At 72.1% G+C, this 13,448-nt stretch carries 15 protein-coding genes and 1 pseudogene; 9 read left to right on the top strand and 7 right to left on the bottom strand.

The genetic code is table 11. The features are described 5' to 3' along the window. Positions 1-64 precede the first annotated feature (64 nt). Complete coding sequence (locus tag OGH68_RS19285; protein WP_264245646.1) at positions 65-265, top strand: hypothetical protein; 201 nt, start codon at positions 65-67, stop codon at positions 263-265. Between the two features lie 46 nt (positions 266-311). Then, positions 312-581: a hypothetical protein gene (locus OGH68_RS19280; RefSeq protein WP_264245644.1), complete on the top strand. Its 270-nt coding sequence runs from the start codon at positions 312-314 to the stop codon at positions 579-581. A 208-nt stretch (positions 582-789) separates the two neighbouring features. Here OGH68_RS19280 and OGH68_RS19275 read toward each other — a convergent pair whose 3' ends face one another. Then, the gene (locus OGH68_RS19275; RefSeq protein WP_264245642.1) at positions 790-2,166 is read right to left on the bottom strand and encodes an NAD(P)-binding domain-containing protein; all 1,377 of its coding nucleotides are present in this window, start codon (positions 2,164-2,166) and stop codon (positions 790-792) included. 102 nt (positions 2,167-2,268) lie between these two features. On the opposite strand from OGH68_RS19275, the gene OGH68_RS19270 reads away from it, so the two are divergent. Together OGH68_RS19270 and OGH68_RS19265 are read left to right on the top strand one after the other, a co-directional pair. Then, a complete protein-coding gene (locus OGH68_RS19270; protein WP_264245640.1) occupies positions 2,269-3,324 on the top strand; it encodes a flavin-containing monooxygenase in 1,056 nt (351 codons plus the stop codon). 24 nt (positions 3,325-3,348) lie between these two features. Next, the gene (locus tag OGH68_RS19265) at positions 3,349-3,705 is read left to right on the top strand and encodes an ArsR/SmtB family transcription factor (protein ID WP_264245637.1); all 357 of its coding nucleotides are present in this window, start codon (positions 3,349-3,351) and stop codon (positions 3,703-3,705) included. 79 nt (positions 3,706-3,784) lie between these two features. Here the strand turns inward: OGH68_RS19265 and OGH68_RS19260 are convergent, their stop codons facing one another. From OGH68_RS19260 to OGH68_RS19250, 3 genes are read right to left on the bottom strand one after another with little or no spacing between them, the layout of a single operon-like run. Next, on the bottom strand, positions 3,785-4,846 hold the full coding sequence (locus tag OGH68_RS19260) for an ArsO family NAD(P)H-dependent flavin-containing monooxygenase (protein WP_264245635.1): 1,062 nt from the start codon (positions 4,844-4,846) through the stop codon (positions 3,785-3,787). Further along, positions 4,843-5,928, bottom strand: a complete 1,086-nt coding sequence (gene arsB / locus OGH68_RS19255) for an ACR3 family arsenite efflux transporter (RefSeq protein WP_264245633.1) — start codon at positions 5,926-5,928, stop codon at positions 4,843-4,845. The genes OGH68_RS19260 and arsB overlap by 4 nt, the downstream gene beginning before the upstream one ends. After that, positions 5,925-6,233 carry an ArsR/SmtB family transcription factor gene (locus OGH68_RS19250; RefSeq protein WP_264245630.1) on the bottom strand — a complete coding sequence of 103 codons (309 nt, stop codon included), beginning with the start codon at positions 6,231-6,233 and terminating at the stop codon, positions 5,925-5,927. Before OGH68_RS19250 ends, arsB begins: the two co-directional genes overlap by 4 nt. Before the next feature lie 90 nt (positions 6,234-6,323). Here OGH68_RS19250 and OGH68_RS19245 point away from each other — a divergent pair, with 90 nt between their 5' ends. The 3 genes from OGH68_RS19245 to OGH68_RS19235 all read left to right on the top strand — a co-directional run bounded on the left by OGH68_RS19245 (position 6,324) and on the right by OGH68_RS19235 (position 8,070). Next, positions 6,324-6,737 (top strand): arsenate reductase ArsC, encoded by a 414-nt coding sequence (locus OGH68_RS19245; RefSeq protein WP_264245628.1) that lies wholly within the window; start codon positions 6,324-6,326, stop codon positions 6,735-6,737. Then, positions 6,734-7,711 carry a thioredoxin-disulfide reductase gene (gene trxB / locus OGH68_RS19240; protein WP_264245626.1) on the top strand — a complete coding sequence of 326 codons (978 nt, stop codon included), beginning with the start codon at positions 6,734-6,736 and terminating at the stop codon, positions 7,709-7,711. Before OGH68_RS19245 ends, trxB begins: the two co-directional genes overlap by 4 nt. Positions 7,712-7,860: 149 nt before the next feature. Beyond that, a complete protein-coding gene (locus OGH68_RS19235) occupies positions 7,861-8,070 on the top strand; it encodes a DUF5988 family protein (RefSeq protein ID WP_264245624.1) in 210 nt (69 codons plus the stop codon). A gap of 50 nt (positions 8,071-8,120) precedes the next feature. On the opposite strand, the pseudogene OGH68_RS19230 reads toward OGH68_RS19235, so the two are convergent. Together OGH68_RS19230 and OGH68_RS19225 are read right to left on the bottom strand one after the other, a co-directional pair. Beyond that, a pseudogene (locus OGH68_RS19230) lies at positions 8,121-8,315 on the bottom strand (SGNH/GDSL hydrolase family protein); the annotation flags it as partial. Between the two features lie 80 nt (positions 8,316-8,395). After that, a complete protein-coding gene (locus OGH68_RS19225; protein WP_264245622.1) occupies positions 8,396-10,087 on the bottom strand; it encodes an RICIN domain-containing protein in 1,692 nt (563 codons plus the stop codon). Between the two features lie 223 nt (positions 10,088-10,310). On the opposite strand from OGH68_RS19225, the gene OGH68_RS19220 reads away from it, so the two are divergent. Continuing rightward, positions 10,311-11,084, top strand: a complete 774-nt coding sequence (locus tag OGH68_RS19220) for a DUF72 domain-containing protein (RefSeq protein ID WP_264245620.1) — start codon at positions 10,311-10,313, stop codon at positions 11,082-11,084. 176 nt (positions 11,085-11,260) lie between these two features. Next, positions 11,261-11,851 (top strand): ion channel, encoded by a 591-nt coding sequence (locus tag OGH68_RS19215; RefSeq protein ID WP_413471004.1) that lies wholly within the window; start codon positions 11,261-11,263, stop codon positions 11,849-11,851. Between the two features lie 86 nt (positions 11,852-11,937). On the opposite strand, the gene OGH68_RS19210 is transcribed toward OGH68_RS19215, so the two are convergent. Then, positions 11,938-13,425, bottom strand: coding sequence for an AAA family ATPase (locus tag OGH68_RS19210; protein ID WP_264245618.1), 1,488 nt, complete (start codon positions 13,423-13,425; stop codon positions 11,938-11,940). Positions 13,426-13,448 lie beyond the last annotated feature (23 nt).

Genomic DNA, 13,448 nt, shown 5'->3' with positions numbered 1-13,448 from the left:
TCCGGCTCGCCGGGACTCCGGGCCCGGCCGCACTGCCCAGTTCCGCCCGAGTGGGGTGAGGATCGTGGAGACCGTCGTCACCGTGTCCGTGATCGTCGTGATGATCGCCATGGGAATGCTGGTGATCCATACGCTCAACGTCCGGCACGCGCAGCGCATCGCGACGTTCCACTACAGCGACGCCGTGCCGGGAATCCGCCGACGGGGACGGAAGGGCCGGCAGCCGTCCGGGCGCTCACCGGCCCCGCCCCCACCCTCACCGTGAACCGTGCGCTTCACACCGCGGCGGTGCCGGAAGGAGGAGTGGTTCCATGGCGACACTGCGCGAGCGACAGGAATACCGGATGCGGATCATGAGGACTCTCTACGCCGCCATGGAGGCCAACCGCCCGGGTGTCACCGGGGCCGAGCTCCGCGACGGCGTCGGCGTCCCGGAGCCGGACCTGGCCACGGCGTGCACCTACCTGGCTGACGAGGGAATGCTCCTGGTCGAATGGACGACGCACCACACGCCCGCGACGGTCTCCCTGACGCATCAGGGAATCCGGCTCATGGAGGCCGAGGAGGAGGCCGGTGGTTGACGCCGCCGCCCCATGCCTTGGGCGGCGCCGTGTTGCTCTTCCGCACGCCCTGCCACCGCACGCGGCGACGCCGCGACCGCCCCCTGGGGCCGGTCGCGGCATCCGCTCACGTCAGCAGTTCAGTGGTTCAGTGGTTCAGCAGTCCGGCAAGTCGGCGGTTCTTCCGCAACCCGGCTCGGCAACTCGGCAACTCGGCAGCTCGAGCCGCTCAGCAGCCGCCGCCGGATGCGGACGCTGCCGGCGCGCCGATCTGGACGGTGACGGGGGCCGAGCAGCAGCCGCCGCCGTCGGCCGGCTGGGCGGTGTCCTGCGTGTCCGGGGTGTCGAAGAGGCCGGCGCCGCCGCAGACCCCGGTCTCGGGGAGGGTGAGTTCGACGCGTTCGGCCGCCTCGCGATCCCCGGCGATCGCCGCCGCGATCGAGCGGACCTGCTCGTAGCCGGTCATCGCGAGGAAGGTCGGGGCGCGGCCGTAGGACTTCATGCCGACCAGGTAGACGTCCTTCTCCGGGTGGGAGAGCTCGTTGACCCCATGGGGGTAGACGGTGCCGCAGGAGTGCTGGTTGGGGTCGATGAGCGGGGCGAGCGCGACGGGGGCCTGCAGGCGCTCGTCGAGGCCGAGGCGCAGTTCGTCGAGGAAGGTGAGGTCGGGGCGGAAGCCGGTGAGGGCGATGACCTCGTCGACGGGGTCGAGCCGCCGGCCGTCCTCGGCCACGAGCACCAGCTGCTCCCCCGCCTCCTCGACGGCCGTGGTGCGGAAGCCGGTGACGGCGTCGGCGCGGCCGTTGTCGACGGCCGCCTTGGCCGCGAGGCCGAGTGCGCCGCGGGCGGGGAGCTGGTCGGCCTCGCCCCCGCCGAAGGTGGAGCCGCTGATGCCCCGGCGCAGGATCCACACGGCGTGGGTGCCGGGGGCCTCCTCGGCCAGGTCCGCGAGGTACGCGAGGGCGGTGAAGGCGGAGGCGCCGGAGCCGATGACCGCGGTGCGCCTGCCCGCGTAACGGGCCCGTACGTCAGGGTCCTTGAGGTCGGGGACGCGGTAGGAGACGTGGTCGGCGGCCGCGCGTTCGCCGATGGCCGGCAGGCCGTCGCCGCCGATCGGGGCGGGCGTGGACCAGGTGCCGGACGCGTCGACGACGGCCCGCGCCAGGAGGCGTGACTCGGTTCCGTCGCCGTACGTCACATGCACGGTGAAGCGCTGCTGCTCGCGGTCCGCGTCGACGACGCGGTCACGGCCGAGGCGGGAGACGCCGGTGACGCGGGCGTCGGTGCGGACCTTGTCGCCGAGGACGCCGGCCAGTGGCCGGAGGTACCGCTCGGCCCAGTCGCCGCCGGTGGGGTAGGTGCCGCCGTCGGGGGCGGTCCAGCCGGTCGGGGCGAGCAGCTTCTCGGCCGCCGGGTCGACGAGTTCGGCCCACGTCGAGAAGAGGCGGACGTGCGACCACGAGCGGACGGCGTGGCCGGCGACCGGGCCGGCCTCGAGGACCAGCGGCTCGATCCCGCGTTCGATCAGGTGGGCCGCGGCGGCGAGCCCGACGGGACCGGCTCCGATCACTACGACAGGCGGCTCTGGGGTTGCGGACGCGTTCACTGCGACTCCTTGGTTCGACGTATGTCGATGCTTGCACAATCAGGATGGCACCTGATTCGATAAGCGTCAACATAGACACCGATCGAACCGTGAGGGTACGGAATGAGTGCTGAGCACGTGGACGTGGCCGTCGTCGGAGGCGGCCAGTCCGGACTGGCGGCCGCGCACGCCTTCATACGCGAGGGACGCAGGCCGGTCGTACTGGAGGCGTCCGACGAGCCGGTCGGCTCGTGGCCGCGCTACTACGACAGCCTGACTCTGTTCTCGCCGGCCCGGTACAGCGGACTGCCCGGCATGCCGTTCGACGGCGACGGCGACCGCTACCCGCACCGCGACGAGGTCGTCGAGCACCTGCGCCGGTTCGCGAAGCGGCTGGATGCCGACATCCGCACGGGCCAGCGGGTCGAGGCGGTCCGCCCGAGCGACGACGGCGCGTTCTCGATCCGGGTGGAGGGCGGGCGCCCGCTCACGGCGACCACGGTGATCGCGGCCACGGGTGGCTACGGCAATCCGTACCGGCCCGGCCTTCCCGGGCTCGCCTCCTTCACCGGCCGCCTGCTGCACGCGAGTGAGTACCGGAATCCGGAGCCGTTCAAGGGACAGCGGGTCGTCGTCGTCGGCGCGGGCAACTCGGCCGTCCAGATAGGCGCCGAGCTGGCAGCGCACGCCGACGTCACACTGGCCACGCGGCGGCCGGTGAAGCTGACCCGCCGGCGTCCACTCGGGCGCGACCTGCACTGGTGGTTGACGGTGACGGGGCTCGACACCGCCCCCGTCGGAGGCTTTCTGCGGACGCCGCCGGCCCAGCCGGTGATCGACGACGGCCGCTACCGGTCGGCACTGGCGGCCGGGGCCCCCGACCGCAGGCCGCTGTTCACGGACGTCGGCGACGACCGCGTCACCTGGGCCGACGGGACGTCCGAACGCGTCGACGCCATCCTGCTGGCGACCGGATACCGCCCGGACCTCGGCTACCTGAACCCTCTGGGCGTGCTGGACGCGGACGGTCACCCCAGGCATCGCGACGGAGTGGCCGCAGACCGGCCGGGGCTCGGCTTCGTGGGCCTGGAATGGCAGCGCAGCCTCTCCTCGGCCTCCGTCCGCGGAGTCGGGCGCGATGCCGCGCGGGTGGCCCGCCTCCTGAGCCGCCCGAAGTGATTCGACGTATGTCAACATAGAAGCATGTCGAACGCCGAAGTGTTGCCGCTGCTGGAACCCGAGGTCGTTCCGTGCTGCCCGCCGCTGACCGAGCGCCCGCTGACCGCCGAGGAGGCCGAGCGCACGGCGGCCATGTTCAAGGCACTGGGGGACCCGGTGCGGCTGCGCCTGTTCTCCGCCGTCGCCTCGCACGAGGGCGGAGAGGCGTGCGTCTGCGACATCTCCGACGTCGGTGTCTCCCAGCCGACGGTCTCCCACCATCTGAAGAAGCTGAAGGACGCGGGACTCCTCACCTCGGAACGCCGCGGCACCTGGGTGTTCTACCGGGTCGAGCCGTCGGTGCTCGCCGCCATGGGACGGATGCTCACCACGCGGACGTGACCGCGCCTCGCTCCTGCCTCCGCCCTTCACGCCCCTGCTCTTGCCCTTCACCGCGCGGCAGGTGCGGGATCTGGCCCCGTCAACTCTCCTGAAGCAGGGCGGCGATCTCCCGGGCCGCGTCGCGGGCGGGACGCCCGACTCCGATGAGGGTCGCGGACGCGGGACCCGTCCAGTCGCCGTAGCCGAACAGGTGGAGACGGGGCTCGCCGACGGCACGGGTGCCGGTGGTCGGGATGTGCCCGCGGAGCCCGCGCAGCCCCAGAGGCGCGAGGTGGGACAGGGCGGGACGGAAGCCCGTGCACCAGATCACCGCGTCGGCCTCGGCCGTCGTGCCGTCCGCCCACGCGACACCGGTCGCGGTGAGGCGCGCGAACATCGGGGACGCCTTCAGCAGCCCCGCGTCGCGCGCCTCCCGCACGGGCGGTACGGCGACGATGTCGCCGAGCGAGGCGACACCCCCGCTGTCGGTCCTGCCCTCGTCCAGGGCACGGCGGCGGGCGGTGGCCACGTCGAACAGGACGCGTCCGTCGATGTCGTCCGCCAGGAAGCGGGGCTCGCGCCGGGTGGCCCAGGTGAGGTCGGTGTCGTACGCCAGGTCCGCGGCGATCTGGGCGCCGGAGTTCCCGCCGCCGACGACGATCACGCGCTGCCCCGCGAATGCGGACGCGCCCCGGTAGTCCACGGTGTGCAGCAGGCGGCCGCGGAACGCTTGCGCGCCCGGCAGGGCGGGCACGAAGGGGCGTGACCAGCTGCCGGTGGCGCTGACGACCGCCCGCGCGCGCCAGGCGCCCGCGTCGGTCTCGACACGGAGGAACCGCCCGTCGGGGCGGACGGCCCGGACGGACTCGCCACGCACGACCGGGAGTTCGTACCGCTTCTCGTAGTCGGCGAGGTAGTCCACGACGTGCGGCGCGTCCGGGTACGCCTCCCCCGGCTGGGGCGGCATCAGGCGGCCGGGCAGGGACGAGTACGCGGCCGGGGAGAACAGACGCAGCGAGTCCCAGGTGTGCTGCCAGGCGCCGCCCGGCGCGGACTGTGCGTCGAGGACGACGAAGTCCACGCCGAGACGGCGCAGGTGGTAACCGGCGGCGAGCCCGGACTGGCCGCCGCCGATCACCACCACGTCCGTGTCGGGTCTCACGACGTGGCGAACTTCCGCCGCCAGGCGAGCGAGACGTACACGAGGGCGACCAGCACCGGGACCTCGATAAGCGGGCCGACGACGCCGGACAGGGCCTGGCCGCTGGTCACCCCGAAGGTGGCGATGGCGACGGCGATCGCGAGCTCGAAGTTGTTGCCCGCGGCGGTGAACGCCAGCGTGGTCGTGCGCTCGTAGTTCAGGCCGATCACCTTGCCGAGCAGGAAGGTGCCGAACCACATGACCGCGAAGTAGACCAGCAGCGGCACGGCGATGCGGGCGACGTCGAGCGGCTGCGAGGTGATCGTCTTCCCTTGCAGCGCGAAGAGGATGACGATCGTGAACAGCAGTCCGTAGAGCGCCCAGGGGCCGATCTTCGGCAGGAACTGCCGCTCGTAGGACTCACGGCCCAGCTTCCGCTCACCGATGCGGCGGGTGAGGAAGCCGGCGAGGAGCGGGACGCCGAGGAAGATGACGACGTTGAGGGCGATCTTCCACATGGAGATGTCCAGCGATTCGCCCTCTCCGAGGCCGAGCCAGCCGGGCAGCAGGTCCAGGTAGAACCAGCCGAGGACGCCGAACATGATCACCTGGAAGACGCTGTTGAGCGCGACCAGGACGGCGGCGGCCTCACGGTCGCCGCAGGCCAGGTCGTTCCAGATGATGACCATGGCGATGCAGCGGGCGAGACCGACGATGATCAGGCCGGTCCGGTACTCGGGCAGGTCCGGCAGGAAGATCCAGGCCAGCGCGAACATCACCGCCGGCCCGAGGACCCAGTTGACGACCAGCGAGGAGACCATGAGCCTGCGGTCACCGGTGACGGCGTCGAGTCTGTCGTAGCGGACCTTGGCCAGCACCGGGTACATCATGATCAGCAGACCGACGGCGATCGGCAGCGAGATGCCGCCGATCTCGACGCGCGCGAGAGCGTCGTTCAGGCCGGGGATCAGCCGGCCGAGCCCGAGGCCGAGCCCCATGGCGATCAGGATCCAGACGGCGAGGAAGCGGTCGAGCGTCGAGAGCTTCGCGACGACCGACGATTCTTCTGCGGCGGTGGTCGCGGGTGCTTCGGTGCGGGTCACGGACAGGCCCTCTTGTTCTCTGCGGCGGTGCGCGCGGTGGCGGCCAGCGCGGCGAACTGGTCGGCAAGCTGCGCGATGACGTCGGGCCGCAGCTTGTAGTAGGTGAAGCGGCCACACGGCTCGGTCTCGACGATCCCGGCCTCCCGCAGCACTCTCAGGTGGTTGGAGAGGTTGGTCTGCCGCGCACCCGTCTCCTCGACGAGGTGACTGGTGCACAGCGTCTCGCGGGCGAGCAGGGTCACGATCCGGAGCCTGAGCGGGTCGCCCAGAACCCGGATCAGTTCAGTGTCGACTGACGTCATCATGTACTGATACTCTCACATCAGTGGTGGCTGACACCACCGGATGCTGATGCCAATCGGGTCCGACCTCGAAGCGGAGCAAGAGAGATCTCGATGTCCGACAAGCCGTCCGTGCTGTTCGTCTGTGTCCACAACGCCGGCCGCTCCCAGATGGCCGCCGCGTGGCTGACCCACCTGGCCGGGGAACGTGTCGAGGTCCGCTCGGCCGGCTCCGCCCCCGCCGACTCCGTGAACCCGGCGGCCGTCGAGGCGATGCGCGAGGTGGGCATCGACATGTCCGCCGAGACCCCGAAGATCCTGACCGTCGACGCCGTGAAGGCCTCGGACGTCTGCATCACCATGGGCTGCGGCGACACCTGCCCCGTCTTTCCCGGCAAGCGCTACCTGGATTGGAAGCTGGACGACCCGGCCGGCCAGGGCGTCGCGGCCGTACGCCCCATCCGCGACGAGATCAGGAAGCTCGTCGAAGGACTCGTCGAAGAGATCGCCCCGGAGGCTGCGAAGTGACCGCCGAGACCGAAGTCACCGCCGAGAACGAGATCCGCAACGTCATCGTCATCGGCTCCGGCCCGGCCGGCTACACGGCCGCGCTGTACACGGCGCGCGCCTCGCTGAAGCCGCTGGTCTTCGAAGGGTCGGTGACAGCCGGAGGCGCGCTGATCCAGACCACCGAGGTCGAGAACTTCCCGGGATTCCGTGACGGGATCATGGGCCCGGACCTGATGGACAACATGCGGGCCCAGGCGGAGCGCTTCGGCGCCGAGCTGATCCCGGACGACATCGTCGCCGTCGACTTCAGCGAGGACGTCAAGACGGTCACCGACACCGCCGGCACGGTCCACCGCGCCAGGGCCGTGATCGTGGCGACCGGTTCGCAGCACCGCAGGCTCGGTCTGGAGCACGAGGACGAACTTTCCGGCCGCGGCGTCTCGTACTGCGCGACCTGCGACGGCTTCTTCTTCCGTGACCAGGACATCGTCGTGGTCGGCGGAGGCGACACGGCGATGGAGGAGGCGACGTTCCTCTCCCGCTTCGCCAGGTCCGTCACGATCGTCCACCGCCGCGACACACTGCGCGCCTCGAAGGCGATGCAGGAGCGTGCCTTCGCCGACCCGAAGATCACCTTCGCGTGGAACAGCGAGGTCGCCGGCATCCGCGAACAGGACGGCAGGCTCGCCGGCCTGAGCCTGCGCGACACCGTCACCGGCGCCGTCTCCGAGCTGCCCGCCACCGGCCTGTTCGTCGCCATCGGGCACGACCCGCGCACCGACCTCGTGAAGGGCCAGCTGGACCTCGACGACGACGGCTACCTGCTCGTCGACGCCCCCTCCACGCGCACGAACGTCGCCGGCGTCTTCGCCGCCGGCGACGTGGTCGACCACACCTACCGCCAGGCGATCACGGCCGCCGGCACCGGCTGCGCCGCGGCGCTGGACGCCGAGCGCTACCTGGCGGCCCTCGCCGACGCCGGGACCGAGTAGCGGGAGGCAACCTTGCCGGGAGGGCTTCCGGGCCGCCCGGCACGGCCGGTCCGGGGTCGTGCCCGGTTCGGGGTCGTGCCCGGTTCGGCCGGGGCTCTTCCGGCGCGTCACGAACGGGCCCGGCCGCCCTCCCGTGAGACTTTCCGAGCATGAGCGACAACGCGACGAAAGCAGTCCTGGAAGGCGGCCCCGGCGATCTCCCCGAGCGGATCGTCCCGGTCACCGCGGCAGGAGCGGACATCAAGATCCTGTTCCGCGGCGGGTACGAGCACTTCAAGGTGACGACGCGGCAGCAGGAGACCGCCGACGGCACGCTGCCCGTCTACGAATGGTGGGAGCGCACCGAACTCCCCGGCTGACGGCCGGACAGCCACGTGTCGGGCGGACCGCCGGCCGGCGCGGCAGGTGGTCAGCGCAGCACGTGAAGGGGGACGGCGGCGGCCATCGCCTCGGCTCCGGCGTCGTTCGGGTGGAGGTGGTCGCCGCTGTCGTAGCGCGGGAGAAGTCGCTGCGGGTCGGCCGGGTCGCGCAGGGCCCGGCCGAAGTCGACGACCGGGTCGTACACGCCGCTCGTGCGGATCCAGCGGTTGACCGCCTGCCGCGCGGCCACGATGAACGGCACGCCCTGCTCCACGACCTGACGGCGCGGAGCCCGGCGGAACACTCCGGCCGGTGGCGCGCGGTTCAGGACCGCGCGATCCAGCGCTGGTCGCGGTCCGCGTCCGCCGGGTCGAAGTCGAGGGTGCCGCCGGAGCCGCCGAGAGGTTCGAGGGCGAAGTCCGGGGCGATCCGGGGGCGGACCGCTCCCCCGGAGTCGACGAGGAAGAGGAGGTTGATGCCGTTCCCGCCCTCGACGGAGTCGCAGGACCAGATGCCGACGCCGCGGTCCGTGGCGCCGCGCGAGTCCAGGCAGTACTCGGGATCGGCGCTGTTGCGCAGCAGGCCGACGGGTTCGAGTCTCCACCGCTGGGTGGGCGTGCCGTCGCAGGGAACGGTCAGGACGTCGGTGCGGTCCGCCATGACACCGTCCTCGACGTCCAGGCACAGCCCGGAGTCCGCGTTGACCACCTGGGCCCAGCCGCTGCCCACGGCGATGGGCACCGGCGGGGGCGGGCCGCTCTTCGAAGGAGCGGGCGGCGGGGGCTCGGGAGCGGGTGCGCTCGTCCTGGGGGCAGAGGTGGCGGCGCTCGGTGAGGCCGAGGGCTTCTTCGAGGGTTTCGCGGTGGCGGTCGCCGAAGGCGCGGAGGTCGGCAGCACGGCGGGCGGGCGCGCCTCCCAGCGCGAGGGCTCCTCCGCACGGGCCCGGCCACGGTCCCGCTCCCGGTCGGAGTCGTCGGACGCGGTCGCGGCCCAGGTGCCGGCGGCAACGGCCACGGCCGCCACCGCGGCGAGGGCGGTGAGCAGGGAGGGCCGCCTCGCGCCGCCGCGCACCGCCCTGTCGCGGCGGCGCGGGGAACCGGTGGGCGCGGGCAGGGCGGCCCGGTTCTCCCACCGCTCGATCGGGGAGTCCGGCGTGTGCCGCGCCCGTACGGGACCGCCGGCCGCGTAGGCCGCTCCGCCCCAGCCGAGCAGGCCCTCGGCGAGCACGGCGCGGGGGGTGTCGGACATTCGCCTCAGCTCGCCCATGAGCCGGGCGCAGCGGGTGCACTCCCCCAGATGAAGCGTCAGGTCGTTGCTGCGCCGCCCGTCGTCGGGCCGGGACGCGGCGTCGATGATGCGGCGGAATCCCTGGCACCTCTTGTCGCCCCCGTGCTCGAGGTATGCCTGGATCCAGGCCCTGCGCAGGGCGTCCTGGCCCTTGAGCCGCAAGTCCGGGACCGTCCCCGGGGGGACGCCGACGAAGGTGCCGACCGTGGTGTCCGGCTCCTCGTCCACCGTCGCGTACCAGAGGACGCCCCTCGTCTGTTCCGGCAGCCCGTAGAAGCCGGTGAGCATCGGGGACGCCGCCGCGAGCCGGGGCCCCGGCGGGTCGGGCGGGCCCGGCGCGGCCCGGTCGGTGTTGTCGTCGAGCCACGCCGCGAAGCCGGGCTCGAGCCTGGCCCGGCGGCTGCCGGTGGCCCACCTGAGTCCGATGCGCTGAAGCGTCATCAGCAGGTGGTGGCCCCAGCTGCCCCGGGGGCCGATGCCCCGGCACGCCTCCTGCGTGGCGAGGTCGAACGCCTGCGCCGCCAGCTGGTTGCCGGCGAGGGTGCTGCGGGCGCAGAGCATGGCGTACGTGCGGAGCGCCGGCATGTGGCGGCGCCTGAGCTCCTGCGTGGCGGGATGCGCGGACGGGGCTCCGGCGCGGATGCGTTCGGTCAGATCGGCGTCGGACAGGGCGGCGAGGCCAGGGTTCTCGTCCGCGTGATCCGGAGCGACGTGTCGGAGCTTGGACACCCTGTTGACTCCCCATTCAGTTGCGACGTGGCAGAACCGCCCGTCGGGCCAGCGGAGAAGATCCGGTGTTACCGGCAGGAAACAGGCCCCATAGTGGAGCAGCGGGATCGGCGGGGAAAGATGTGTCCGCAGGTAACAGGAGAGGCCCGCGACCGGTCCGCGTCCGGGGTGCCGGGCGCCGGAAGGCGATAGGCCGACGCCGTGTGCGGGCAGGGATCCGTCCATGCCCCTGTTGGTCGGAACGTCCGGATGGCAGTACAAGGACTGGCGCGGCATTCTCTATCCGCCCGGCCTCTCGCAGCGGCTGTGGCTGGAGGAGTACGCCCGGCGGTTCGCCACCGTGGAGAACAACAACGCCTTCTACCGGCTCCCCACCACGGAGATCTTCGCCTCCTGGCGGCAGCGCACCCCGGACGGCTTCGTCATGGCGGTCAAGGCCAGCCGCTTCCTGACGCATCTCAAGCGACTGCGCGACCCGGAGGAGCCGGTACACCGTCTGATGGACCGCACGGCGGGGCTCGGTGACCGGATGGGGCCCGTGCTGCTCCAGCTGCCGCCGAACTTCCGTGAGGACGTCGGCGCCCTGGAGGCCACCCTGGCCTGCTTCCCCGGCACGGTCCGCGTGGCCGTCGAGCTGCGGCACGCGTCCTGGTGGCAGGCACAGGCCCGGCTGCGCGCGGTGCTGGAGCGGCACGACGCCGCCCTGTGCTGGGCCGACCGGGCCTCGCGACCGGTCACACCGCTGTGGCGGACGGCGTCATGGGGCTACGTACGCTTCCACGCCGGCATCGCCCGTCCGGTACCGCGCTACGGCCGCAGGGCCCTGCGCTCCTGGACCGGCCGCATCGCCGGCACCTGGCCGGACGAGGACGACGTGTACGTCTACTTCAACAACGACCACGGCGGCGCCGCCGTCCTGGACGCGGCGGCGTTCGCCCGGACCGCGAGCGCACTGGGCCGAACGGTGAGCCGCACACCCCCGGCCCCGGGCCCCTGACCCTCCGGCCACGGCCCGGAACCCCCTCGGTCCGGCCCGCGTTCCCGCCGTACCCCGCCCGGAGAGTGCGCCGTTCGGCCGCCTCCGGTGGCAGCGGCCCGGGGCCCGGCCGATCGTGAGCGACGACGGGCGGCGGCCACGCCCGCGGCGCACGGCACCGGGCGGGAGGCACACGCATGGCGGACGACCGCACACCGCACCGGCCGCAGGGGCCGCAGCCCCCGGGGCGGACACCGCTGCGGCTGGTCGCTGTGGGGGCGGGCGTCCTCATGACGGCCGCGTACTTCCTACTGCCATTGGAGGAGCTGGGTCCCGACCGTCCCGGCGTCAGCTGGACCCTCTTCGCCCTCGCCCTGGTGTCGATCGCCGTGCTGCTGCTCTTCCACGTCAGGGACGTCCTCACGGAACGCCCCGGCACCCGGCCCGGTATCGCCCTCCCGTTGCTGATGTGCCTCTCGGTGCTCGTCTTCTCCGGCGCCTATCACGCCCTGGGCAGGGAACCCGGCCAGTTCACCGGCCTGAACACCCGTATCGACGCTCTGTACTTCACCGTCGTCACCCTGGCGACGGTCGGCTACGGCGACATCGCCCCGAAGGGCCAGAGCGCCCGCGTGGTGGCGATCCTGCAGATCCTCTACAGCTTCGTCTTCCTCACCGCGGCGGCCACAGCCCTCTCCCGCCGGCTCCGCATCCGCCTGACCGGCCACGGGCGAGCAGACGGGACCGACGGGGACCGTCAGGCCGGTCGGCCCCGCCCCCACGACTGAGGCCTGCGCCGGGACGCTCCGGAACCACTGCCGCCCGCACGTGCCGTGACCGGCGTCTGATCCTGCGCCACGCTTCCAGGTGCCGTTCAGCCGTAGAGCTCGTCAAGGCCGACGAGCCGTACGTCACCACGCCGCGCCGCGTCGACGCGCAGAGCCTCGCTGAACCCCACGCCGCTGAAACAGACAAGCGCGCATCCGGTGGTGTCCAGCCCACGCCCGGCGAGAAGCTCCCGCGCACGGGCGAGCCGCTCCAGGTGGCTCAGGCCCATGACCGTGCCCCACTTCGCTTCCCCGAGCAGGTGCACCGCCGAGCTGCTGCCGCCCGACCCCGGTTCGACGACCGCCACGTCGATCTCGATCTGCCGCCGTGCCGCCTGGTCGGTCACGACCCCACTGCCAACCTGCCCGAGCGCCGAGCCGACGAGAGCCCGCCCGGACCCGAGCACGTACTCCCGGCACATCGCCTCGAAGTGCGGCCCGGCCACCTGCGCCGCGAAACGCTCCGCCGACTGCGCCCAGACGTCCACTGCCTGCCCGCTCTCCAGCCGCGCCCAGGACGGCCGCATCACGGCCTCGTAGAAGTTGATCAGCGGTTCGGTGATGCGGTACTGCGACTTCCCGGCCCTGAACACATCGGCTTCCCGCACCAGCAGATGACTGTCGTCCAGAACATTCAGGGGGTGTGAGATGTCCACGGACTTGCGGCCGATGTACCCGGCGATCCCGCCCCGGGTGCTGTTGCCCTGCGCAACCGCGGCCAGGACCGAGTGGTACAGCGCGGTGTCCCGGATGTCCGCCTCCTCGGCGAGCAGATAACGGGCCTCGCGGAAGAGAGGGCTGCGGGGCGACAGAACCGTACGGCAGAGCCAGTCGTCGAACTCCTCCGGACTGCCGGGAACATCGTCCGCCAGGAACTGCCGCCGGTATGCCGGCGTGCCGCCGACCACGGCGTGGAGCTGTGCCGCAAGAGCCGGACTGCTCGCGACACCCCAGAACTCGGCAGCCGCCCGGTACCCGAAGGGGCGTACGACAAGCTCCAGTTGCGCCCGTCCACGCAAGGGCGCGGTGCTCGCCAGCAGACCGCCCATGACGGACATCGCGGAACCGCACAGGAGCAGCCGCATACGGCTCTCCTCGACCTGGAAGCGGTCGATCTCCCGCTGGATCAGGGACGGCAGCTCGGGAGCGGTCTTCGCCAGATAGGGGAACTCGTCGATGACCACAAGCAGCGGCATCTGCCCGTCTCGTGGCGCGGCAAGCCCGAACAGGTAGGACACCGCGTCGTCCCACGTGGCGAAGGAGAAAGCGACCGGAGACCCCACGTGTTCTGCGAGCGCAGCAGCGAACTGGCGCAGCGACTCGGTCTCCGTCGCGGCCGTGGCCCCGAAGTAGAAGCCCCCGTACTGCTCGACCAGCGCGCGCAGGAGATAGGTCTTCCCCATGCGGCGCCTACCACTGACGATCCCGAGCATGGCATGCGGCAGCGGGCGCTCCGCAAAGGCTGCAAGGCCGTCCCACTCGGGGCTGCGGTCGAAGACATGGGGAGGCTTACCGGGCCGAGATCGACGTTGCATGCAACCTCCTTAGGAGTACAGCC

The organism is Streptomyces peucetius (assembly GCF_025854275.1).
GTDB lineage: Bacteria > Actinomycetota > Actinomycetes > Streptomycetales > Streptomycetaceae > Streptomyces > Streptomyces peucetius_A.
Note: the sequence above shows the minus strand (reverse complement) of the source record. Positions and strands in the feature narration are given on the sequence as shown.

Bases quoted from the DNA above. Each gene is read 5' to 3' on its own strand.
- OGH68_RS19235 (WP_264245624.1), top strand. From the start codon at position 7,861: ATGAGCGACAACGCGACGAAAGCAGTCCTGGAAGGCGGCCCCGGCGAT.
- OGH68_RS19215 (WP_413471004.1), top strand. From the start codon at position 11,261: ATGGCGGACGACCGCACACCGCACCGGCCGCAGGGGCCGCAGCCCCCG.
- OGH68_RS19220 (WP_264245620.1), top strand. From the start codon at position 10,311: ATGCCCCTGTTGGTCGGAACGTCCGGATGGCAGTACAAGGACTGGCGC.
- OGH68_RS19210 (WP_264245618.1), bottom strand. From the start codon at position 13,425: ATGCAACGTCGATCTCGGCCCGGTAAGCCTCCCCATGTCTTCGACCGC.
- OGH68_RS19270 (WP_264245640.1), top strand. From the start codon at position 2,269: ATGAGTGCTGAGCACGTGGACGTGGCCGTCGTCGGAGGCGGCCAGTCC.
- OGH68_RS19250 (WP_264245630.1), bottom strand. From the start codon at position 6,233: ATGATGACGTCAGTCGACACTGAACTGATCCGGGTTCTGGGCGACCCG.
- OGH68_RS19280 (WP_264245644.1), top strand. From the start codon at position 312: ATGGCGACACTGCGCGAGCGACAGGAATACCGGATGCGGATCATGAGG.
- OGH68_RS19265 (WP_264245637.1), top strand. From the start codon at position 3,349: ATGTCGAACGCCGAAGTGTTGCCGCTGCTGGAACCCGAGGTCGTTCCG.
- OGH68_RS19245 (WP_264245628.1), top strand. From the start codon at position 6,324: ATGTCCGACAAGCCGTCCGTGCTGTTCGTCTGTGTCCACAACGCCGGC.